The organism is Pseudomonas sp. LB3P93 (assembly GCF_054898025.1).
This window is the reverse complement of sequence record NZ_CM142713.1, coordinates 4875820-4893427: the sequence shown is the minus strand read 5'-3', so window position 1 is coordinate 4893427 and position 17608 is coordinate 4875820. Positions and strand designations below refer to the sequence as shown.

The window sequence follows — 17608 nt, the reverse complement described above, 5'->3', positions numbered from 1 at the left end:
ATGAGATTGAATGTGTCACGCCGGATTTAAATGGCGTGCCTCGCGGCAAAGTAATGACCGCCGAGGGGTTTCTCGAAGGACGGCGTTTGCAGATGGCGCGGGGTGTGCTGCTGCAATGCATCATGGGCGGATATCCGCCAGCACGTTTTTACGGCAGCGATGATGGCGACCTGGCGCTGGTGCCTGACCCTGCGCACATCCACCGCTTGCCCTGGAGCGATCAACCGCGGGCATTGGCCATTTGCGACGCCGATGAACTGACCGGTGAGAGCTCTAAGCTGTCGACCCGTGGTCAACTCAAGGCTGTCATCGCGCGTTACGCGGCCTTGGGCCTGGCGCCAGTGGTGGCGACCGAGCTGGAATTCTTCGTGTTCGCGCCCAATCCCGATCCAACGCAGCCGTTCCAGCCGCCACTGGGCCTGGACGGTCGGCGCGAAGAAGGGCATTCGGCGTTCAGTGTCAGTTCCAATAATGGCTTGCGGCCGTTCTTCAGTGATGTCTATGCCTGCATGGCGGCCCTGGGTTTGCCCCGTGACACCTTCATGCACGAAATGGGCGTCAGCCAGTTCGAGATCAACTTGCTGCACGGCGATCCGTTGCTGTTGGCCGACCAGACATTCCTGTTCAAACACCTGCTTAAAGAAGTCGCGCTCAAGCACGGCCTGACCGTGGTCTGCATGGCCAAGCCGCTGGCGCACACGCCGGGCAGTTCGATGCACATTCACCAGAGCATCGTCGAGATCGCCAGCGGGCGGAACGTGTTCAGCGACGAGGCCGGTCAGCCGACCGCGATCTTCCGCCATTTCATTGGGGGCCAGCAGGCCGGCATGGCGGATCTCACCGCGCTGTTTGCGCCGAACGTGAATTCCTATCAGCGCTTGTGCCATCCGTTTGCCTCGCCGAATAATGCCTGCTGGTCCCACGACAATCGGGCCGCCGGATTGCGCATTCCGGCCAGTTCGCCGGCCGCTCGTCGGGTCGAGAACCGCTTGCCGGGGGCCGATGCAAATCCGTATCTGGCGATCGCCGCCAGCCTTGCCGCCGGTTTGTATGGCATCGAAAACGAACTGGAGCCGAGCGAGGCGATCCAGGGTGAGTTCGAAGTCCCGGATAATCTTTCGTTGCCGTGTACCTTGCATGCCGCTCTTGAACGTCTGAAACGTAGCCAATTGGCGAAGGAACTGTTTGGCAAGGAGTTCATCGAAGGCTACGTCGCTTCGAAGACCATGGAGTTGACCAGCTTCTTTGATGAAATTACTCCCTGGGAGCGCCGTGTGCTGGCGGCCCAGGCCTGACGACCTGTCGTCTTCGGGCTATCTTTTCGGATAGCCCGTTTCTCACCGCAAGGAGCCGCTCGGAACGCCGATGCGCCAAATCTGGAAACCTTTTCGAGCGCTTTATTTTGCCTCGCTGATGATGTTGATCGGCTCAGGCTTGCTGAGTACGTACCTGGGCTTGCGCCTGGCGGCGGATAACGTCGACAGCTTGTGGGTCGGTGCGTTGATGGCGGCCAACTATTTTGGCCTGGTACTGGGCGGCAAGATCGGTCACCGACTGATCGCCCGGGTCGGGCATATTCGCGCCTATTCGGCCTGCGCCGGGATTGTCGGCGCGGCAGTGCTGGGCCATGGCCTGGTCGACTGGCTGCCGGCCTGGATATTCCTGCGGGTGATCGTCGGCCTCGGCATGATGTGCCAGTACATGGTCATCGAGAGCTGGCTCAATGAGCAGGCCGAAGCGTCGCAGCGCGGCACGGTGTTCAGCGGTTACATGATCGCTTCCTATCTGGGGCTGGTGCTGGGTCAGCTGATTCTGGTCATGCACCCCGCCCTGGGCCTGGAACTGCTGATGCTGGTCGCCCTGTGCTTTGCGCTGTGCCTGGTGCCGGTGGCCCTCACACGTCGCATTCACCCGGCACCGCTGCATCCCGCGCCGATGGAGCCGCGCTTCTTCATCAAACGGGTGCCGCAGTCGTTGAGTACGGTGCTGGGAGCGGGGCTGATTATTGGCTCCTTCTACGGTCTGGCGCCGCTGTATGCCTCGCAGCAAGGGTTGTCCACCGAGCAGGTCGGTCTGTTCATGGGTAGCTGTATTTTTGCCGGGCTGCTGGTGCAGTGGCCGCTGGGCTGGCTGTCCGACCGTTATGACCGGGCGTTGTTGATACGTTGCTTTGCGGTGGTCCTGGCCTTGACCGCGTTGCCGCTGGCAATCATGCAACAGGTACCGCTGGAGGTTCTGTTTGTCGCCGGGTTCTTTTGTTCGCTGGTGATGTTCTGCCTGTATCCGCTGGCGGTGGCGTTCTCCAATGACCACGTCGAAGGTGATCGTCGCGTGTCCCTGACCGCGATGTTGCTGGTGACCTACGGCGTTGGCGCCAGTATCGGGCCGTTGGTGGCCGGTGTCCTGATGAAACTGTTTGGCAGCCACATGCTGTATGCCTTCTTCAGTTTCTTCGCGTTGGTGCTGGTGTGGCGGATCCGCCCGAAAGCGGTCACCAACCTGCATCAGGTCGACGATGCACCGCTGCATCACGTGGCCATGCCGGACAGCATGTCGAGTTCGCCACTGGTGGCGTGCCTTGACCCGAGGGTCGATGAGCAGGTGGTGCAGGATCAGATGCAAAACCCGATCAACCCAGAACCTGAACCAGAACCAGAACCAGAACCCGACACCGATCCACCACCCGAAGACCCGAATGCGGGTCGCGAGCAAAGCTTTACCGAAGCCAGGCCTTAAGCCGGCGCATAAAAAAACGGGCAGTCACCGCAAGGGACTGCCCGTTTTTTGTTGAAGCGTTGTATCAGATGTCGTCTTTGTCGAAGCGGCGCGCTTCACGCTGAAGCTGATAGACGAACCGTTCGACCTGGCGCTGCACCAGTCCGCTCATGTTGTGGAAGCGGATGCCGGCGAAGGTGGTGGAGATTCTTTCTTCAAAGTGCAGGTAACGCAACTCCACCGGCGCGGTCATGCTGCCGAACGGCAGATCGGCGATAAAGCGGTCGTAGACCTGACCCAGTTGCAGCCTAGGGGTGATGTCACCTTCAAAGCGCAGCTTGCAGCCGGTGGCGGAAATGTCGAGCAGCTTGCCGCTGATCGGGAACTTGAGCTTTTCACCGCCCAGTTCGACATCGACCAGTTGCGCCAGCTTCAACGCAGCCCGGAAGGCATTGCGGCGCTGGTGGTAGACCACTTCATCGGGGAGGGTGCCACGGTAGCAGCGACCGCCGCCGGACTCGTCGATGGTCAGCGGGCCGTTGCTTTCCCACGCAATGCGCACGCCGTCGTGGAAGCCTTCAACCCGAAACGATTCGCCGGCCAGCAGATAACGCTCGCCATCACGAGGCACCATCTCGTCCAGGGCAATCATGTTGCCGTCACGGTCGACGTCCACCAGATAGCTCTGGAAGCGCTGGTTGCGTTCGTGGAACGTGATGATCAGCGGGTCATGGCTCTCTTGCAGCTGCCGCAGGTTACCGGCGATCTCCATCGGCGTGGATAGCACCTTGGGTGGCTGCGGAGCATCTTCCGCGTTTAAGGCATTGAACACGGTTCATCATTCTCCAGACAAAATATGACTGCGACTTGCCAGCATACTGCCAGCATGTGAGGCGTCTTGATAGAGCGTGCTCATTAACAGGCTCAAGCCTGACTAAGCGGGCGCGGCTTCGCTAGCATGGAGGTTGATCCGCGTGCATCGTAAAGCGCTGGCGGTTCGCCGCCGGTGAGGATTTTCAGCTGATTGGCCGTGGCGGCCTGCTGGACCAGGATCGACTGGCCATTGTTGACGTTGGCCGCCTGGCATTGAGCCAGCAGATCGGTCAGTTTGTCGCTCTGTTCCAGCAATTGATCGCCGATGCTCGACTGGCTGGCAAGTTGCTCCAGGCCGTTGCGATTGGTCGGCAGATTCAGGCTGGCGAGGATTTCACTGCGCTTGCGGCCATGCTGTTCCAGCAGAATGATCATTGCCTGTTTCTGCGCCAGGATATCCTCGAGCAGCGGCATGTCGCGACCGTGCAAAGCGATGGATTCGGTTTGCAGTAACTCCAGCAAGTATTGTGCTGGAGCAAAGTCGTCGGTGATCAGTTGCAGTAAATTAGTGTCGTGCATGGCTGGCCTTGGGGTTTAAGCGTCCAAAAGCCTGGCGCAGGCCGTGGCCTAGCGCTGGGCTTCGAAGTTGAGCAGTTTGCTGGCTACACGGTTGCTGTCGACTTTATAGCTGCCATCGGCAATCGCTGCTTTCAACTCGGCCACACGGGCGTTGTCGACGGCAGGCTGATCGCGCAGCTTGTCAGTGACCTTCTGCAACTGTTGAGCCTCATTGCTGAGGTGTACCGATTCCCCGCTTTTAGCGGTACTGGCCTGTTCGGCCGGGGTATTCAGCGTCGCGGATTTGCCGGTTTCGGCAGTTTCCTTCGCGGTGCTGGTACGCGTACTACCGGTAAGTGACGAGGAGCTGTTCAAACGGCTGAAATCGATGACCATGATAAAAACCTCTGGGTATTTGGACGCTTGCCATGTTTTCGGCTCTCCCTGCGAAAACTTTAGGCCCATTTATCAATGAGCTTGCATGCGCCAGCGCTAGTCCTGCCTGCGGCACAGTTTAGGGAACAGCCGGGCGGCGCGCCATCTCTTCACCAACAGATCGCTCTACATGGCCACTTCCACCTGGCCGGGCGCTGTGACTTGCGCCTTGATGACCCGCTGGGAGTTGAGGTTTTTCACACGAATCTGTTCACGCAGGCCGCCGTTGGACAGGGCTTCGCCCGGCATACGCACACTGAGCGTACCACTGCGGGCGGTAATCACCACCTGATCGCCCTTGCTGATGACTTCCGCCTGTTCGAGATGAACCAGCGTCAGCACCTGATTGGCGACCGTTGGTCGGGTAAGTTTCTGCCCGACGGCCTGATCCATGGAGGTGAAATAACCCTGGTTGATCAGGCTGATATCCCGCTCGCGCAACATGACGTCGCCGGGCTCGATGACCCCTGCGCGTTTAAGCGGGCGCGTGGTCGTGACAACGTCTCGAAACAGGCGGACTTGAGCGGGCACGAAGACTGTCCAGGGGGCCGTACTGTCGCAACGAACCTTGACCGTCACCCGCCCGATCGGGGTCGCCGGGCTCTCCAGGGTGGCTGTCAATTCCTTGTCGCACATGGGCATGCGCAGTCGCGGATCGAGCTGGTTGACCTCGATTTCATAGCGGCCTTCCGTTTGACTGGTCGCCAAATAGTCCTCTACGGTGAATTCAAGAAAGCCCTGAGTGACGCCGATAAGCATGTCAGGCAAGGTAACCGCGTCAGCAAAGGCAGGGCTGCCAGCGTTGAACAGGCAAACGGCCGACATCGCGCAAAGCAATTTGCGGGAAGTTGATGTCAGGCGTCGGAAAAATGTCGGTTCTGTGTTCATAAGAGTTAAAAAGCAAGCGCCGTGCCGTTTAGCAATGAATGTGCGTCGCAACACACTTAAGCGTTGGTGTAGGAGTCTGTGCATGGCTGGTGTAATGGATGCGGTAAACCAGCGCACGCAACTGGTTGGGCAGAATCGCCTTGAGCTGTTGTTGTTCCGTCTCGACGGCCAGCAGCTGTATGGGATCAACGTGTTCAAGGTTCGGGAAGTGCTGCAATGCCCCAAACTGACCCTGATGCCCAAGTCCAGTCCTGTCGTGTGCGGTGTGGCAAATATCCGGGGGGCGACCATTCCGATTCTTGATCTGGCAATGGCGACCGGCTCCGGCGCACTTAAAGATCAGAGCAATCCCTTCGTAATCATCACGGAGTACAACACCAAGACCCAGGGTTTCCTGGTGCGATCGGTGGAGCGCATCGTCAACATGAATTGGGAGGAGATTCATCCGCCACCCAAGGGCACGGGACGCGATCATTACCTGACGGCTGTGACTCGGGTCGACAATCAGTTAGTCGAAATCATCGACGTCGAAAAAGTGCTGGCGGAAGTGGCGCCGACACCGGAAGCGATTTCGGTCGGCGTGGTGGATGTCGAAACCCAGCACAAGGCGTTGTCGTTGCGGGTATTGACGGTCGATGACTCGTCGGTGGCGCGCAAGCAGGTGAGCCGTTGCCTGCAGACGGTCGGCGTCGAAGTGGTGGCGTTGAACGACGGCAGGCAAGCGCTGGATTACTTGCGCAAGCTGGTCGATGAGGGCAAGAAGCCGGAAGAAGAGTTCCTGATGATGATTTCCGACATCGAGATGCCGGAAATGGACGGGTACACCCTGACGGCCGAGATCCGCAACGACCCGCGCATGCAAAAGCTTCATATCATCCTGCATACTTCGTTGTCGGGTGTATTCAATCAGGCAATGGTCAAGAAGGTCGGTGCGGATGACTTCCTTGCCAAATTCCGTCCTGATGACCTGGCATCCCGGGTAGTCGACCGGATCAAAGCAGCAGATATCAGCTAGGGGCCTTTTGCCCCTGGTGGTTAACACGATTTAAGAGGCGGCATCTTTGTCTACGGGTAATTTGGATTTCGAACAGTTCCGGGTATTCCTGGAAAAAGCCTGTGGCATTTTGCTCGGTGAAAACAAGCAGTACCTGGTCTCGAGCCGTCTCAACAAACTGATGGAGCAGCAAGGCATCAAGTCCCTGGGTGAGCTGGTTCAGCGCATCCAGACCCAGCCGCGCAGCGGTTTGCGCGAGATGGTGGTGGATGCCATGACCACCAACGAAACCCTGTGGTTTCGTGACACCTATCCGTTTGAAGTGTTGAAGAACAAGGTGCTGCCCGAAGCGATCAAGGCAGCCCCCGGCCAGCGTCTGCGGATCTGGTCGGCGGCGTGTTCGTCGGGTCAGGAACCGTATTCGCTGTCGATGTCCATCGATGAGTTCGAGCGCGTCAACATGGGCCAGCTGAAGATGGGGGCGCAGATTGTGGCCACCGACTTGTCCGGCACCATGCTGACCAACTGCAAGACCGGCGAGTACGACAGCCTGGCCATCGGCCGTGGTCTGTCGCCCGAGCGCCTTCAGCGTTACTTCGACCCGAAGGGGCCGGGACGCTGGGCCATCAAGGCGCCGATCAAGAGCCGCGTGGAGTTTCGCTCGTTCAATCTGCTGGACAGCTATGCGGCCCTGGGCAAGTTCGACATCGTGTTCTGCCGCAACGTGCTGATCTACTTCTCCGCCGAGGTGAAGAAAGACATCCTGTTGCGCATTCACAGCACGCTCAAGCCGGGCGGTTATCTGTTCCTCGGCGCCTCCGAAGCGCTGAACGGTTTGCCGGATCATTACCAGATGGTCCAGTGCAGCCCGGGGATCATTTACCAGGCGAAGTGATTGGTTGGCGTCATCAAAAAACGGGAGCCCTCAGAGGCTCCCGTTTTTTTTGTGCCTGTAATTATCTCTAAAAATCACCACACCCCTGTGGGAGCGGGCTTGCCCGCGATAGCGTCGTATCAGTCGACATCAACGCAACCTGTGACACCGCCATCGCGGGCAAGCCCGCTCCCACAGGGGCAGTTGTTGTTCTGACGATTGGTGATAAGCGGCAGAAAAGCGGCAGGCGGCGGTAATCGGTTGCCGCTTTTCTGGCATTGCCGCCTTGCCACTGCCGGCAAAGCCCCGGTTTCCGGGCTTTTTTGAATTGGCACGCCGCTTGCTATGTCTCTGTTACGAAAAATCAGGTCACCCGAAGGTTTCCCGACATGAGCATCAGCTTCGATAAAGCGCTCGGTATTCACGAACAAGCCCTGGGTTTCCGCGCTCAGCGTGCCGAAGTCCTGGCCAACAACATCGCCAACGCCGACACCCCGAACTACAAGGCTCGGGACCTGGAATTCTCCAAAGTGCTTGCCGCACAGAACGAGAAAACCAAGGGCGGCACTTTTGCCTTGAACATGACCAACAACCGTCATATCGAAGCCGAAGGCCTGGGCAATGGCGACGAGTCGCTGATGTATCGCACGCCGATGCAGCCGTCGATCGACCAGAACACCGTGGACGCCCAACTGGAACAGTCGAACTACGCGGAAAACGCCGTCGGCTTCCAGGCCAGCTTCACCCTGCTCAACAGCAAATTCAAAGGGCTGGTATCAGCCCTGCGCGGAGAGTAATTCATGTCTCTATCCAGTGTTTTCAACATTGCCGGTAGCGGCATGAGTGCCCAGACCACTCGCTTGAACACCGTGGCCTCGAACATCGCCAACGCCGAAACCGTCTCCTCGAGCATCGACCAGACCTATCGCGCCCGTCACCCGGTGTTCGCCACCATGTTCCAGGGCGGTCAGAGCGGCGGCAGCGATTCGCTGTTCCAGAACCAGGACGCCGCCGGTCAAGGCGTGCAAGTGCTGGGCGTGGTCGAAGACCAGAGCAACCTTGACGCGCGTTACGAGCCGAACCATCCGGCCGCCGATGCCAAGGGCTACGTCTACTACCCGAACGTCAACGTCGTCGAAGAAATGGCCGACATGATTTCCGCCAGTCGTTCATTCCAGACCAACGCCGAAATGATGAACACCGCCAAAACCATGATGCAGAAGGTCCTGACCCTCGGTCAGTGATAAGGGGCGACTCAGATGAGTGTTACCGATACCACCAGCGGCGTGAGCATCAAGGACGTCTTGGCCAATTCTTCGGTCAAAAAAAACACCAGCGCTGACGGCCTGACGGCAGCGACTAACAGCGCCACTGGCAAGAAGGCGTTGGGCAAGGATGCGTTCCTGCAATTGCTGGTCACCCAGCTGAAGAACCAGAACCCGCTTGAGCCGCAGGACAACGGTGAATTCGTGGCTCAACTGGCACAGTTCAGTAGCCTGGAAGGCATCACCACGCTGAACACGACGGTCAGCGGCATTGCCGGCAACTACAACTCCTCGCAAGCGCTACAAGCGTCTTCGCTGGTGGGCCGCTCGGTGGTCGCGCAGACCGACACGGCGGTCGTTGATACCTCCAAGAGTTTCAACGGCACGGCCGTGGTACCGGCATCGGTGGATCCGGTCATGGTCAAGATCACCGACGCCGATGGCAAAGTTGTGCGCACCCTCAATCTGGGCAGCCAGAAAGCCGGCAGCGCCAGTTTCATCTGGGACGGCAAGAACGATGCGGGCGAAGTGGCCAAGGCAGGCACGTACAAATTCGCCGCCACCGCGACTTACGACAGCAAGGCGACCTCGCTGGTTACTTACCTGCCGGCCACCGTCAACAGCGTGACCATCAGCCAGACCGGCGGTGAGTTGATGCTGAACCTGGCAGGCCTGGGCAGCGTTGCCCTGTCCAAAGTACAAACCATTGGTATATAGAGCCGACTAACACGGCACAAAGGAGTGGAATATGTCTTTCAATATCGGCCTTAGCGGTCTCTATGCAGCCAACAAACAACTGGACGTGACCGGCAACAACATCGCCAACGTCGCGACCACCGGTTTCAAATCGTCCCGTGCAGAATTCGAAGACGTGTACTCGGCCACTCGCCTGGGTACCGGCAGCAAGACCATCGGCAACGGCGTGCGCCTGGCCAACGTTTCCCAGCAGTTCGGCCAGGGCGACGTGAACAACACCGGCAACGTGCTGGACATGGGTATCCAGGGCAACGGTTTCTTCATCCTCAGCGACAACGGTTCCCTGAGCTACACCCGTGCCGGTGCGTTCAAGACTGACGCTGAAAACTACGTCGTCGACAACAACGGCAACCGCTTGCAGGGTTATGGCGTTGATGCCAACGGCAAGATCATCAACGGTGTGCTGACTGACCTGAAAATCGACACCTCGAGCCTGGCGCCACATGCCACGACCCGTATCGATCAGACGATGAACCTGAACTCGTCGGACCCACTGCCAACAGTCACTCCGTTCAACGTCAAAGACCTCAATAGCTACAACAAAACCATTTCCACCCCTGTGTACGACACCCAAGGTAACGAGCACAGGATGGATCAGTACTACGTGAAAAATGTGGCGTCCAACTCCTGGACTGTTTACACCTACATGGATGGCCGTAGTCCATCGGATCCTACCGCGAATCCTCCGACCGCCCTCACTGCCGACATCACCTTCAACCCTGATGGCAGCATCAAGACGCTGACGGCAGGTGCAGGCTGGACGGTAAACGGCACTACCTTGACCATGGCAGGCTGGAAGCCGGGCGTGCTGGTCAACGCTAACGCCAACCCGCCAACCTGGGCCCTGAACGGCTCGGACGCAGCCGCGGGCGGTATTGCGTTCGACATGACCAAAACCACCTCGTACGCTTCGCCTACCGCGCGGACTGCGCAGTACCAGGACGGCTACGCCACTGGCCAGATCTCCAGCCTGACCATCGACGAAACTGGTGTGATGACCGCCAACTTCAGCAACCAGCAAACCAAGGCCATCGGCCAGGTTGCGGTCGCCAGCTTCGCCAACGAGCAAGGTCTGCAGCCAATCGGTGGTACCCGCTGGAAAGAAACCTTCGCCTCCGGCGTGGCTGGTGTCGATGCACCGAAAACCGGTACGCTGGGTTCGGTGGTGTCCAACTCCCTGGAAGAGTCCAACGTCAACCTGACCAACGAACTGGTTGAGTTGATCAAGGCGCAGAGCAACTACCAGGCAAACGCCAAGACCATCTCCACCCAGAGCACCATCATGCAGACCATCATTCAGATGACCTGATGTGATTCGCGGGCTCTACTGAAAAACCGGCGCCACACGGCGCCGGTTTTTTTATGCCCGTGAAAAAGCTTTCGTACCAATGAATACCGTTCGTCGGGCGGGTTGGTGCGCAATTTGCACTCTCGTCTGGCGCAGGTCGATACGCGTCAAAGTTTCATACGACTTGTTTGATACAGCCAGAACGCCAGTTCGGCGACATGGAAGCCCTGCAACACTCTAAGGATGGAACACCAGTGATGAGCCATAAAGCCGTCAGTGCGCCTGTCGTGGCGCTGCAACTGAAATCGGTATTGCGTCGCGGATTGATCGGCGCTGCGTTGTTTTCCGGCGTGATCAATATTCTGGCGCTGATCGGCCCGGTGTTCATGCTTGAAGTCTATGACCGGGTCATTCCCAGCCAAAGCATTCCGACCCTGGTCGCGCTGGGTTTGCTGGTACTTGGCGTATACGCGCTGTCCGGTCTGCTGGACATTGTTCGTTCCCGGGTCATGGTGCGCATCGCTTCCTCCCTGGACCTGACGCTGTCGTCAAAAGTGTTCAGCGTCATCTCCGGCGCCTCATTGAAAACCCCGATCACCGGCGACGCCTTGAAACCGGCGCAGGAGCTTGATCAGATCCGTGGCTTTATCGGCGGCCCCGGGCTGGTCGCGTTTTTCGACCTGCCATGGATGCCGGTCTATCTGGCGGTCTGCTTCTATATCCATCCGGCGTTTGGCTGGTTGACCACCGCGCTGATGATCATCCTCATCGCGTTGACGGTCATGACCGACCGCCAAACCCGTCAACTGATGCAAGCCTCGGCCGATGCGCTGAACAAGCGCAATCATCACGGCCAGCAATCGCACCAGAACGCCGAGGCGCTGGCGGCCATGGGCATGGTCGGCAATGCCTCGGCCATCTGGCAACACCACCACAGCACTTACACCACACTGCAACGGCGCTCCGTGGACATCGGCAGCTTCTTTGGCGGGATCTCCAAGAACCTGCGGCTGGCCGTGCAATCCGGTTCATTGGCCCTAGGGGCCTATCTGGTGATCAAGGGGGACTTGAGCGGCGGCACGATGGTCGCCGCTTCAATCATCGTCGCCCGCACGCTGGCGCCCGCCGAGCAAGTCATCGCCACCTGGCGCAGCCTGTTGGGCGCGCACATCGCCTGGAAGAAACTGCTGGAAGTCTTCAACCTGTTTCCCGATCAGCAGAACAAGACCGAATTGCCGGCTGCTCATCGCAGCCTGCACGTCGAAGGCATTTTCGCCGCACCTCCCGGCAGCCAGCGCCTGGCACTGCAAAACGTCAATTTCAGCGTGGCAGCGGGCACCGCGGTGGGCGTGGTGGGGCCGAGTGCCTCGGGCAAGTCTTCATTGGCGCGCGTGCTGGTCAATGCCTGGCGACCGGCTCGCGGGCATGTGCGACTCGACGGTGCGCCGCTTGATCTGTTGACGGATCAGGCGCGCGGCAAACTGATCGGTTACCTGCCACAGAGCGTCGGCCTGTTCACCGGCACCGTGGCTCAGAACATCGCACGGCTGGATCCTTCAGCGGCGGACAACGCGATTGTCGCCGCCGCCCAGCAGGCGGGTGTACACGAGCTGATTCTGCAATTGCCCCAGGGTTATGAAACCCAGGTCGGCGAGGGCGGCGTCAACCTGTCGGCCGGCCAGCGCCAGCGTGTTGCGCTGGCCCGAGCGTTGTTCGGCGAGCCGTTCCTGGTGGTGCTGGACGAACCCAATTCCAACCTCGACGCCGAGGGTGAACAAGCGCTGGCCAGGGCGATCCTTTCGATCAAGGCCCGAGGCGGCGTGGTCGTGGTAATTGCCCATCGCACCAACATTCTGTCGGTCATCGATCAGGTACTGATTCTGGAAAACGGCGCTCAGGTTGCCTTCGGACCCAGAGACGCCGTGCTCAGAAGACCTGCGCCCACGCCATCGCGGCCTGCCACCAATGTCGTTGAGCTGGGAGCGTCCAACTGATGCAAAACGATCAAGAAAGCACCCTGACCCATTCGCTGTCCCGTCATCTGCGGCTGGGCATGATTTCGCTGGTTGTGCTGCTGGGCGGTGGCCTGGCCTGGGCAATCTGCACCGACCTGTCCAGTGCGGTGATTGCTTCGGGCTCCCTCGCGGTAGAAGGCAGCGTCAAAAAGATTCAGCACCCAACCGGCGGCGTCGTGGCCGAGTTGCTGGTCAAGGAAGGGCAGCAGGTCGCGGCAGGTGATGTGCTGCTGCGCCTCGATGCCACATTGCCGGCGGCCAGTCAGGCGATTGTCAGCAAGTCTTTGAATCAGGCCTGGGCCCGTCAGGCTCGCCTGGAAGCCGAGCGCGACAATGCCAATGAAGTCACGGTGCCCAAAGAGTTGCTGATGCGCATGAGCGCTGACGAAGCACGGGCGGTGATGGCCAGCGAGCAGCAACTGTTCCTGGACCGTCGCGCGTCCCGCGAAGGGCAGAAGAAACAGCTGCGCGAACGGATTCGGCAACTCAACGACACCATTGTCGGCCATGACTTGCAGCAGCAATCCAAGACCGAAGAAATCGAGCTGATCGACAAGGAGTATCAAGCCGTCAAGAAGCTGTTCGACAAAGGCATGATGACCCTGGATCGAGTCAATGCGCTGGCTCGCGGCATGACCCGGTTGCGCGGCGAGCGCGGGCAGCTCATGGCCGCCATTGCCGAAGCCCGGGGGAAAATCGCCGAAACCGACCTGCAACGGTTGCAGGTCGACCAGACCTTTCGCAGCGAAGTCTCCGAGGAGCTACGCGACTTGCTGGCGCGCCAGGGTGAATTGGTCGAACGCGAAATCAGCGCCAAGGATCAGCTCAAACGCATCGATATCACCTCGCCTATAGCCGGCCGGGTGCAGCAATTGACGGTGCACACCGTGGGCGGGGTGATTTCCCCGGCGGAAGGCTTGATGCAGATCGTGCCGGCCGATGACGAGTTGTTGGTCGAGGCGAAGATCAGTTCCCAGGATATCGATCAGGTGTCTCTTGGCCAGGACGCCACGTTGCGCCTGAGCGCGTTCAATCGCAGCACCACGCCTGAATTGTCCGGCACGGTGGTTCGCCTTTCGGCGGATCTGATTCAGGACGAACGCACCGGTGTCGGCTTCTACCGTGCGGGTATAAGAATCCCCAAGAGTGAAATGGCAAAACTGCAAGAGCTGGCCCTGGTGCCGGGCATGCCCGTGGAATCGATGATCAAGACCGGCTCCCGTAGTGTCATGTCTTATCTGCTCAAACCGATCAGTGATCATGCTCAGCGCGCATTCCGGGAAGGATGATGCGCCGCTGAAGTGTTGTGTGTGGGCTACCGATTCATCAAACGGCAAGGAAGAAAAAATGGCAGTGATTAATGGAACATCGGGTACGGATACTCTGGTAGGCACCCAAGATGCGGATGAGCTCTACGGTTTTGCCGGGAATGATTCGCTGAGCGGAGGGGAAGGCAATGATCTGTTGGACGGAGGCACTGGTGCGGATGTTTTGAATGGCGGGAACGGGATGGATACCGTTTCCTTTGCAAACTCTGCATCAGGCGTGAACGTCAACCTGCAAACCGGCAAAGGCACGGGTGGTGATGCCGAAGGCGACAGCTATGCGTTCATCGAACGCGTGGTCGGTTCGGCGTTCAACGACAACCTGACGGCAGGCAACTCGAACCATGTGCTGGAAGGTGGTGCGGGCAATGATGTGTACAACATCAACCTCTACGTGGGCGGCAACGTGGTCGAACAGGCCGGCGGTGGCGATGACGAAGTGCGGACCCAACTCAACACCCAGGTGCTGGCCAACAACGTCGAGCGCCTGACGTTCGTCGGTACGGGTAACTTCACAGGCACGGGTAATGCTGGCGACAACATCATCACCGGCGGTGCGGGTAACGACGTGCTGCGTGGTGGCGGCGGCTCGGACCAGTTCATCGGTGGTGCAGGCACGGACACGGTGAGCTACACCGACAGCTTTAATGAAGTGCCGGTCACGATCAACACCAAAACCGGTACCAACCTCGGTGTTGCGGCAGGCGATAGCTACAGCGGTGTCGAGATTTTGCAGGGCAGCAACGGTAACGACACCTTCATCAGTGGCGCTGCCGCCGATTCGTTTGACGGTGCCAATGGCATCGACACCATCGACTATTCGGCCTCGAGCGCTGGCGTCAACATCAACCTGCAAACCGGCAAAGGCACGGGCGGTGATGCCGAAGGCGACAGCTATGCGTTCATCGAACGCGTGGTCGGTTCGGCGTTCAACGACAACCTGACGGCAGGCAACTCGAACCATGTGCTGGAAGGTGGTGCGGGCAATGATGTGTACAACATCAACCTCTACGTGGGCGGCAACGTGGTCGAACAGGCCGGCGGTGGCGATGACGAAGTGCGGACCCAGCTCAACACCCAGGTGCTGGCCAACAACGTCGAGCGCCTGACGTTCGTCGGTACGGGTAACTTCACAGGCACGGGTAATGCTGGTGACAACATCATCACCGGCGGTGCGGGTAACGACGTGCTGCGTGGTGGCGGCGGCTCGGACCAGTTCATCGGTGGTGCAGGCACGGACACGGTGAGCTACACCGACAGCTTTAATGAAGTGCCGGTCACGATCAACACCAAAACCGGTACCAACCTCGGTGTTGCGGCAGGCGATAGCTACAGCGGTGTCGAGATTATGCAGGGCAGCAACGGCAACGACACCTTCATCAGTGGCGCTGCCGCCGACTCGTTCGACGGTGCCAATGGCATCGACACCATCGACTATTCGGCCTCGAGCGCTGGCGTCAACATCAACCTGCAAACCGGCAAAGGCACGGGCGGTGATGCCGAAGGCGACAGCTATGCGTTCATCGAACGCGTGGTCGGTTCGGCGTTCAACGACAACCTGACGGCAGGCAACTCGAACCATGTGCTGGAAGGTGGTGCGGGCAATGATGTGTACAACATCAACCTCTACGTGGGCGGCAACGTGGTCGAACAGGCCGGCGGTGGCGATGACGAAGTGCGGACCCAGCTCAACACCCAGGTGCTGGCCAACAACGTCGAGCGCCTGACGTTCGTCGGTACGGGTAACTTCACAGGCACGGGTAATGCTGGTGACAACATCATCACCGGCGGTGCGGGTAACGACGTGCTGCGTGGTGGCGGCGGCTCGGACCAGTTCATCGGTGGTGCAGGCACGGACACGGTGAGCTACACCGACAGCTTTAATGAAGTGCCGGTCACGATCAACACCAAAACCGGTACCAACCTCGGTGTTGCGGCAGGCGATAGCTACAGCGGTGTCGAGATTTTGCAGGGCAGCAACGGCAACGATACCTTTATCAGTGGCGCTGTCGCCGACTCGTTCGACGGCTCCAGTGGTACTGACACCGTGGACTACTCCGATTCAGGCAGTGCGGTGGACGTGAACTTCCTGACGGCCAAAGGCCTGGGCGGCGATGCGCAGGGCGACAGCTACGCGAACATCGAACGTGTCATCGGCTCGGTGTTCAACGACACCCTGACGGGTTACAACCCGATTCAAACCCTTGAGGGCGGCGCTGGTAATGACGTCTACATCATCACCAACCAGGGCGCGACAGTGGTCGAGCAGGTTGGTGGCGGTGACGATGAAGTGCGTACCCAGCTCAACACCCAGGTGCTGGCCGACAACGTCGAACGCCTGACCTTCACCGGGACCGGTAACTTCACCGGCCGCGGCAATGCCACTGACAACATCATCACCGGCGGGGCAGGCAATGATGTTCTGTCGGGTGGCGACGGTGCGGATCAGCTCATCGGTGGTGCCGGTTATGACATCGTCAGTTATGCCGACAGCAACAACGTGTTGATGATCAGCACCAAGGCAGGTGTCGCGAGTACGGGGTTCGCCGCGGGTGACGTCTACAGCGGTATCGAGCAGATCAACGGGTCGAACTTCAACGATATCTTCGTTGGCGGTGCGGGCGCTGACCGATTCGATGGCGGCACGGGTGTCGACATTCTGAGTTTTGCCTATGAAAGCTCGGGCGTCACCGTCGATCTGAGTGCTCCGCTCGTCAGTGGTGTGGCCGCAGGCGACTTGTATACCGGCATCGAAGCGTTCCAGGGCTCCAATTACGCGGACACCTTTACCGGCAGCGCCTACGCAGTCGAAAGCTTTGTCGGCGGCGCGGGTGCTGACGTCTTGACCGGTGTGGGCCGCGGTGACGCTGCCTGGTACGTGAACAGCTCCGACGCGGTGCAGGTCAATCTGCTGACAGGCGTCGGCACGGGTGGCGATGCGCAAGGGGATGTCCTCAGCGGCATCGATAACCTGGTCGGTTCTGTCTTTGATGACACGCTGACCGGTAATGCCAACGCCAACATGCTGGAAGGTGGTGCCGGTAACGACACCCTTTACGGCGGTGACGGCAACGACATCCTGTACGGCGACAGTTTCACTGTATTGGGGGCGTTGTCGGTAACGTCCTCGGATGCCAACCAGGTCAACATCCTTCATGGTGGTAACGGTGATGATTACCTCATCGGTCCCAACCATGACGTCGGCTCGATCTATTACGGCGATGCCGGTAATGACAACATCACGGTGCTGTCGGGCGTTGCTGACGGAGGTGACGGCAACGACACCTTGATGGGGCTGGGACGCGGTTATGAACTGCGGGGTGGCGCAGGTGCCGACAAAATGTACCTGAGCGCCGCGGGTGATGCTTATGGTGGCGAGGGCAGCGATGCGTACTTCGTTTCCTCCAAAACCATGGTCGCTATCTTCGATGACGGCACCACCGGTGTGGATACCGTCACCCTGAAAAACATCCAGAGCCTGAGCGATGTCCGGGTGGTCAAGAACGACCTGGGCGCCTACATCTTCAATGCCGCCGACCTGCAAAGTGGCAACCTGGACTCCGGGGTTTTCCTGAAGGACTGGTATGCCGGGTCCAACACCATCGAGACGTTCATGACCAACAACGGAGACTCGTTCACCGTTCCGGTTTAAGCGTCGCAACGCGGCAGCATTCATCGAAAA

The 17608-nt window shown here is 59.2% G+C and carries 15 protein-coding genes; 11 read left to right on the top strand and 4 right to left on the bottom strand.

Annotation, left to right across the window (positions count from 1 at the left end; all coding sequences use genetic code 11):
- The first annotated feature begins 53 nt into the window (after positions 1-53).
- The gene (locus ACYZT8_RS22220) at positions 54-1295 is read left to right on the top strand and encodes a glutamine synthetase family protein (RefSeq protein WP_461982586.1); all 1242 of its coding nucleotides are present in this window, start codon (positions 54-56) and stop codon (positions 1293-1295) included.
- Between the two features lie 70 nt (positions 1296-1365).
- On the top strand, positions 1366-2736 hold the full coding sequence (locus ACYZT8_RS22215; RefSeq protein WP_461975965.1) for an MFS transporter: 1371 nt from the start codon (positions 1366-1368) through the stop codon (positions 2734-2736).
- 64 nt (positions 2737-2800) lie between these two features.
- Here the strand turns inward: ACYZT8_RS22215 and ACYZT8_RS22210 are convergent, their stop codons facing one another.
- From ACYZT8_RS22210 to flgA, 4 genes are all read right to left on the bottom strand, one after another.
- Complete coding sequence (locus ACYZT8_RS22210) at positions 2801-3547, bottom strand: flagellar brake protein (RefSeq protein WP_461975963.1); 747 nt, start codon at positions 3545-3547, stop codon at positions 2801-2803.
- Positions 3548-3639: 92 nt separating this feature from the next.
- On the bottom strand, positions 3640-4107 hold the full coding sequence (locus ACYZT8_RS22205) for a flagella synthesis protein FlgN (RefSeq protein ID WP_461975961.1): 468 nt from the start codon (positions 4105-4107) through the stop codon (positions 3640-3642).
- A 48-nt stretch (positions 4108-4155) separates the two neighbouring features.
- On the bottom strand, positions 4156-4482 hold the full coding sequence (gene flgM / locus ACYZT8_RS22200) for a flagellar biosynthesis anti-sigma factor FlgM (RefSeq protein WP_461975959.1): 327 nt from the start codon (positions 4480-4482) through the stop codon (positions 4156-4158).
- Between the two features lie 165 nt (positions 4483-4647).
- Positions 4648-5409 carry a flagellar basal body P-ring formation chaperone FlgA gene (flgA, locus tag ACYZT8_RS22195; protein WP_461982584.1) on the bottom strand — a complete coding sequence of 254 codons (762 nt, stop codon included), beginning with the start codon at positions 5407-5409 and terminating at the stop codon, positions 4648-4650.
- 82 nt (positions 5410-5491) lie between these two features.
- Between flgA and ACYZT8_RS22190 the strand changes: the two genes are divergently transcribed.
- From ACYZT8_RS22190 to ACYZT8_RS22150, 9 genes are all read left to right on the top strand, one after another.
- A complete protein-coding gene (locus tag ACYZT8_RS22190; protein WP_461975957.1) occupies positions 5492-6424 on the top strand; it encodes a chemotaxis protein CheV in 933 nt (310 codons plus the stop codon).
- Between the two features lie 46 nt (positions 6425-6470).
- Positions 6471-7298 carry a protein-glutamate O-methyltransferase CheR gene (gene cheR / locus ACYZT8_RS22185; RefSeq protein ID WP_010457158.1) on the top strand — a complete coding sequence of 276 codons (828 nt, stop codon included), beginning with the start codon at positions 6471-6473 and terminating at the stop codon, positions 7296-7298.
- A gap of 368 nt (positions 7299-7666) precedes the next feature.
- Positions 7667-8074, top strand: coding sequence for a flagellar basal body rod protein FlgB (gene flgB / locus ACYZT8_RS22180; RefSeq protein WP_461975955.1), 408 nt, complete (start codon positions 7667-7669; stop codon positions 8072-8074).
- Between the two features lie 3 nt (positions 8075-8077).
- Positions 8078-8521 carry a flagellar basal body rod protein FlgC gene (gene flgC / locus ACYZT8_RS22175; RefSeq protein WP_010457154.1) on the top strand — a complete coding sequence of 148 codons (444 nt, stop codon included), beginning with the start codon at positions 8078-8080 and terminating at the stop codon, positions 8519-8521.
- A 15-nt stretch (positions 8522-8536) separates the two neighbouring features.
- The gene (gene flgD / locus ACYZT8_RS22170; protein ID WP_461975953.1) at positions 8537-9259 is read left to right on the top strand and encodes a flagellar hook assembly protein FlgD; all 723 of its coding nucleotides are present in this window, start codon (positions 8537-8539) and stop codon (positions 9257-9259) included.
- 31 nt (positions 9260-9290) lie between these two features.
- The gene (flgE, locus tag ACYZT8_RS22165) at positions 9291-10607 is read left to right on the top strand and encodes a flagellar hook protein FlgE (RefSeq protein WP_461975951.1); all 1317 of its coding nucleotides are present in this window, start codon (positions 9291-9293) and stop codon (positions 10605-10607) included.
- Between the two features lie 233 nt (positions 10608-10840).
- Positions 10841-12580, top strand: coding sequence for a type I secretion system permease/ATPase (locus ACYZT8_RS22160; protein ID WP_461975949.1), 1740 nt, complete (start codon positions 10841-10843; stop codon positions 12578-12580).
- Positions 12580-13890 (top strand): HlyD family type I secretion periplasmic adaptor subunit, encoded by a 1311-nt coding sequence (locus tag ACYZT8_RS22155; RefSeq protein ID WP_461975947.1) that lies wholly within the window; start codon positions 12580-12582, stop codon positions 13888-13890. Before ACYZT8_RS22160 ends, ACYZT8_RS22155 begins: the two co-directional genes overlap by 1 nt.
- A 58-nt stretch (positions 13891-13948) precedes the next feature.
- Positions 13949-17578, top strand: a complete 3630-nt coding sequence (locus tag ACYZT8_RS22150; RefSeq protein ID WP_461975945.1) for a beta strand repeat-containing protein — start codon at positions 13949-13951, stop codon at positions 17576-17578.
- Positions 17579-17608: the final 30 nt, after the last annotated feature.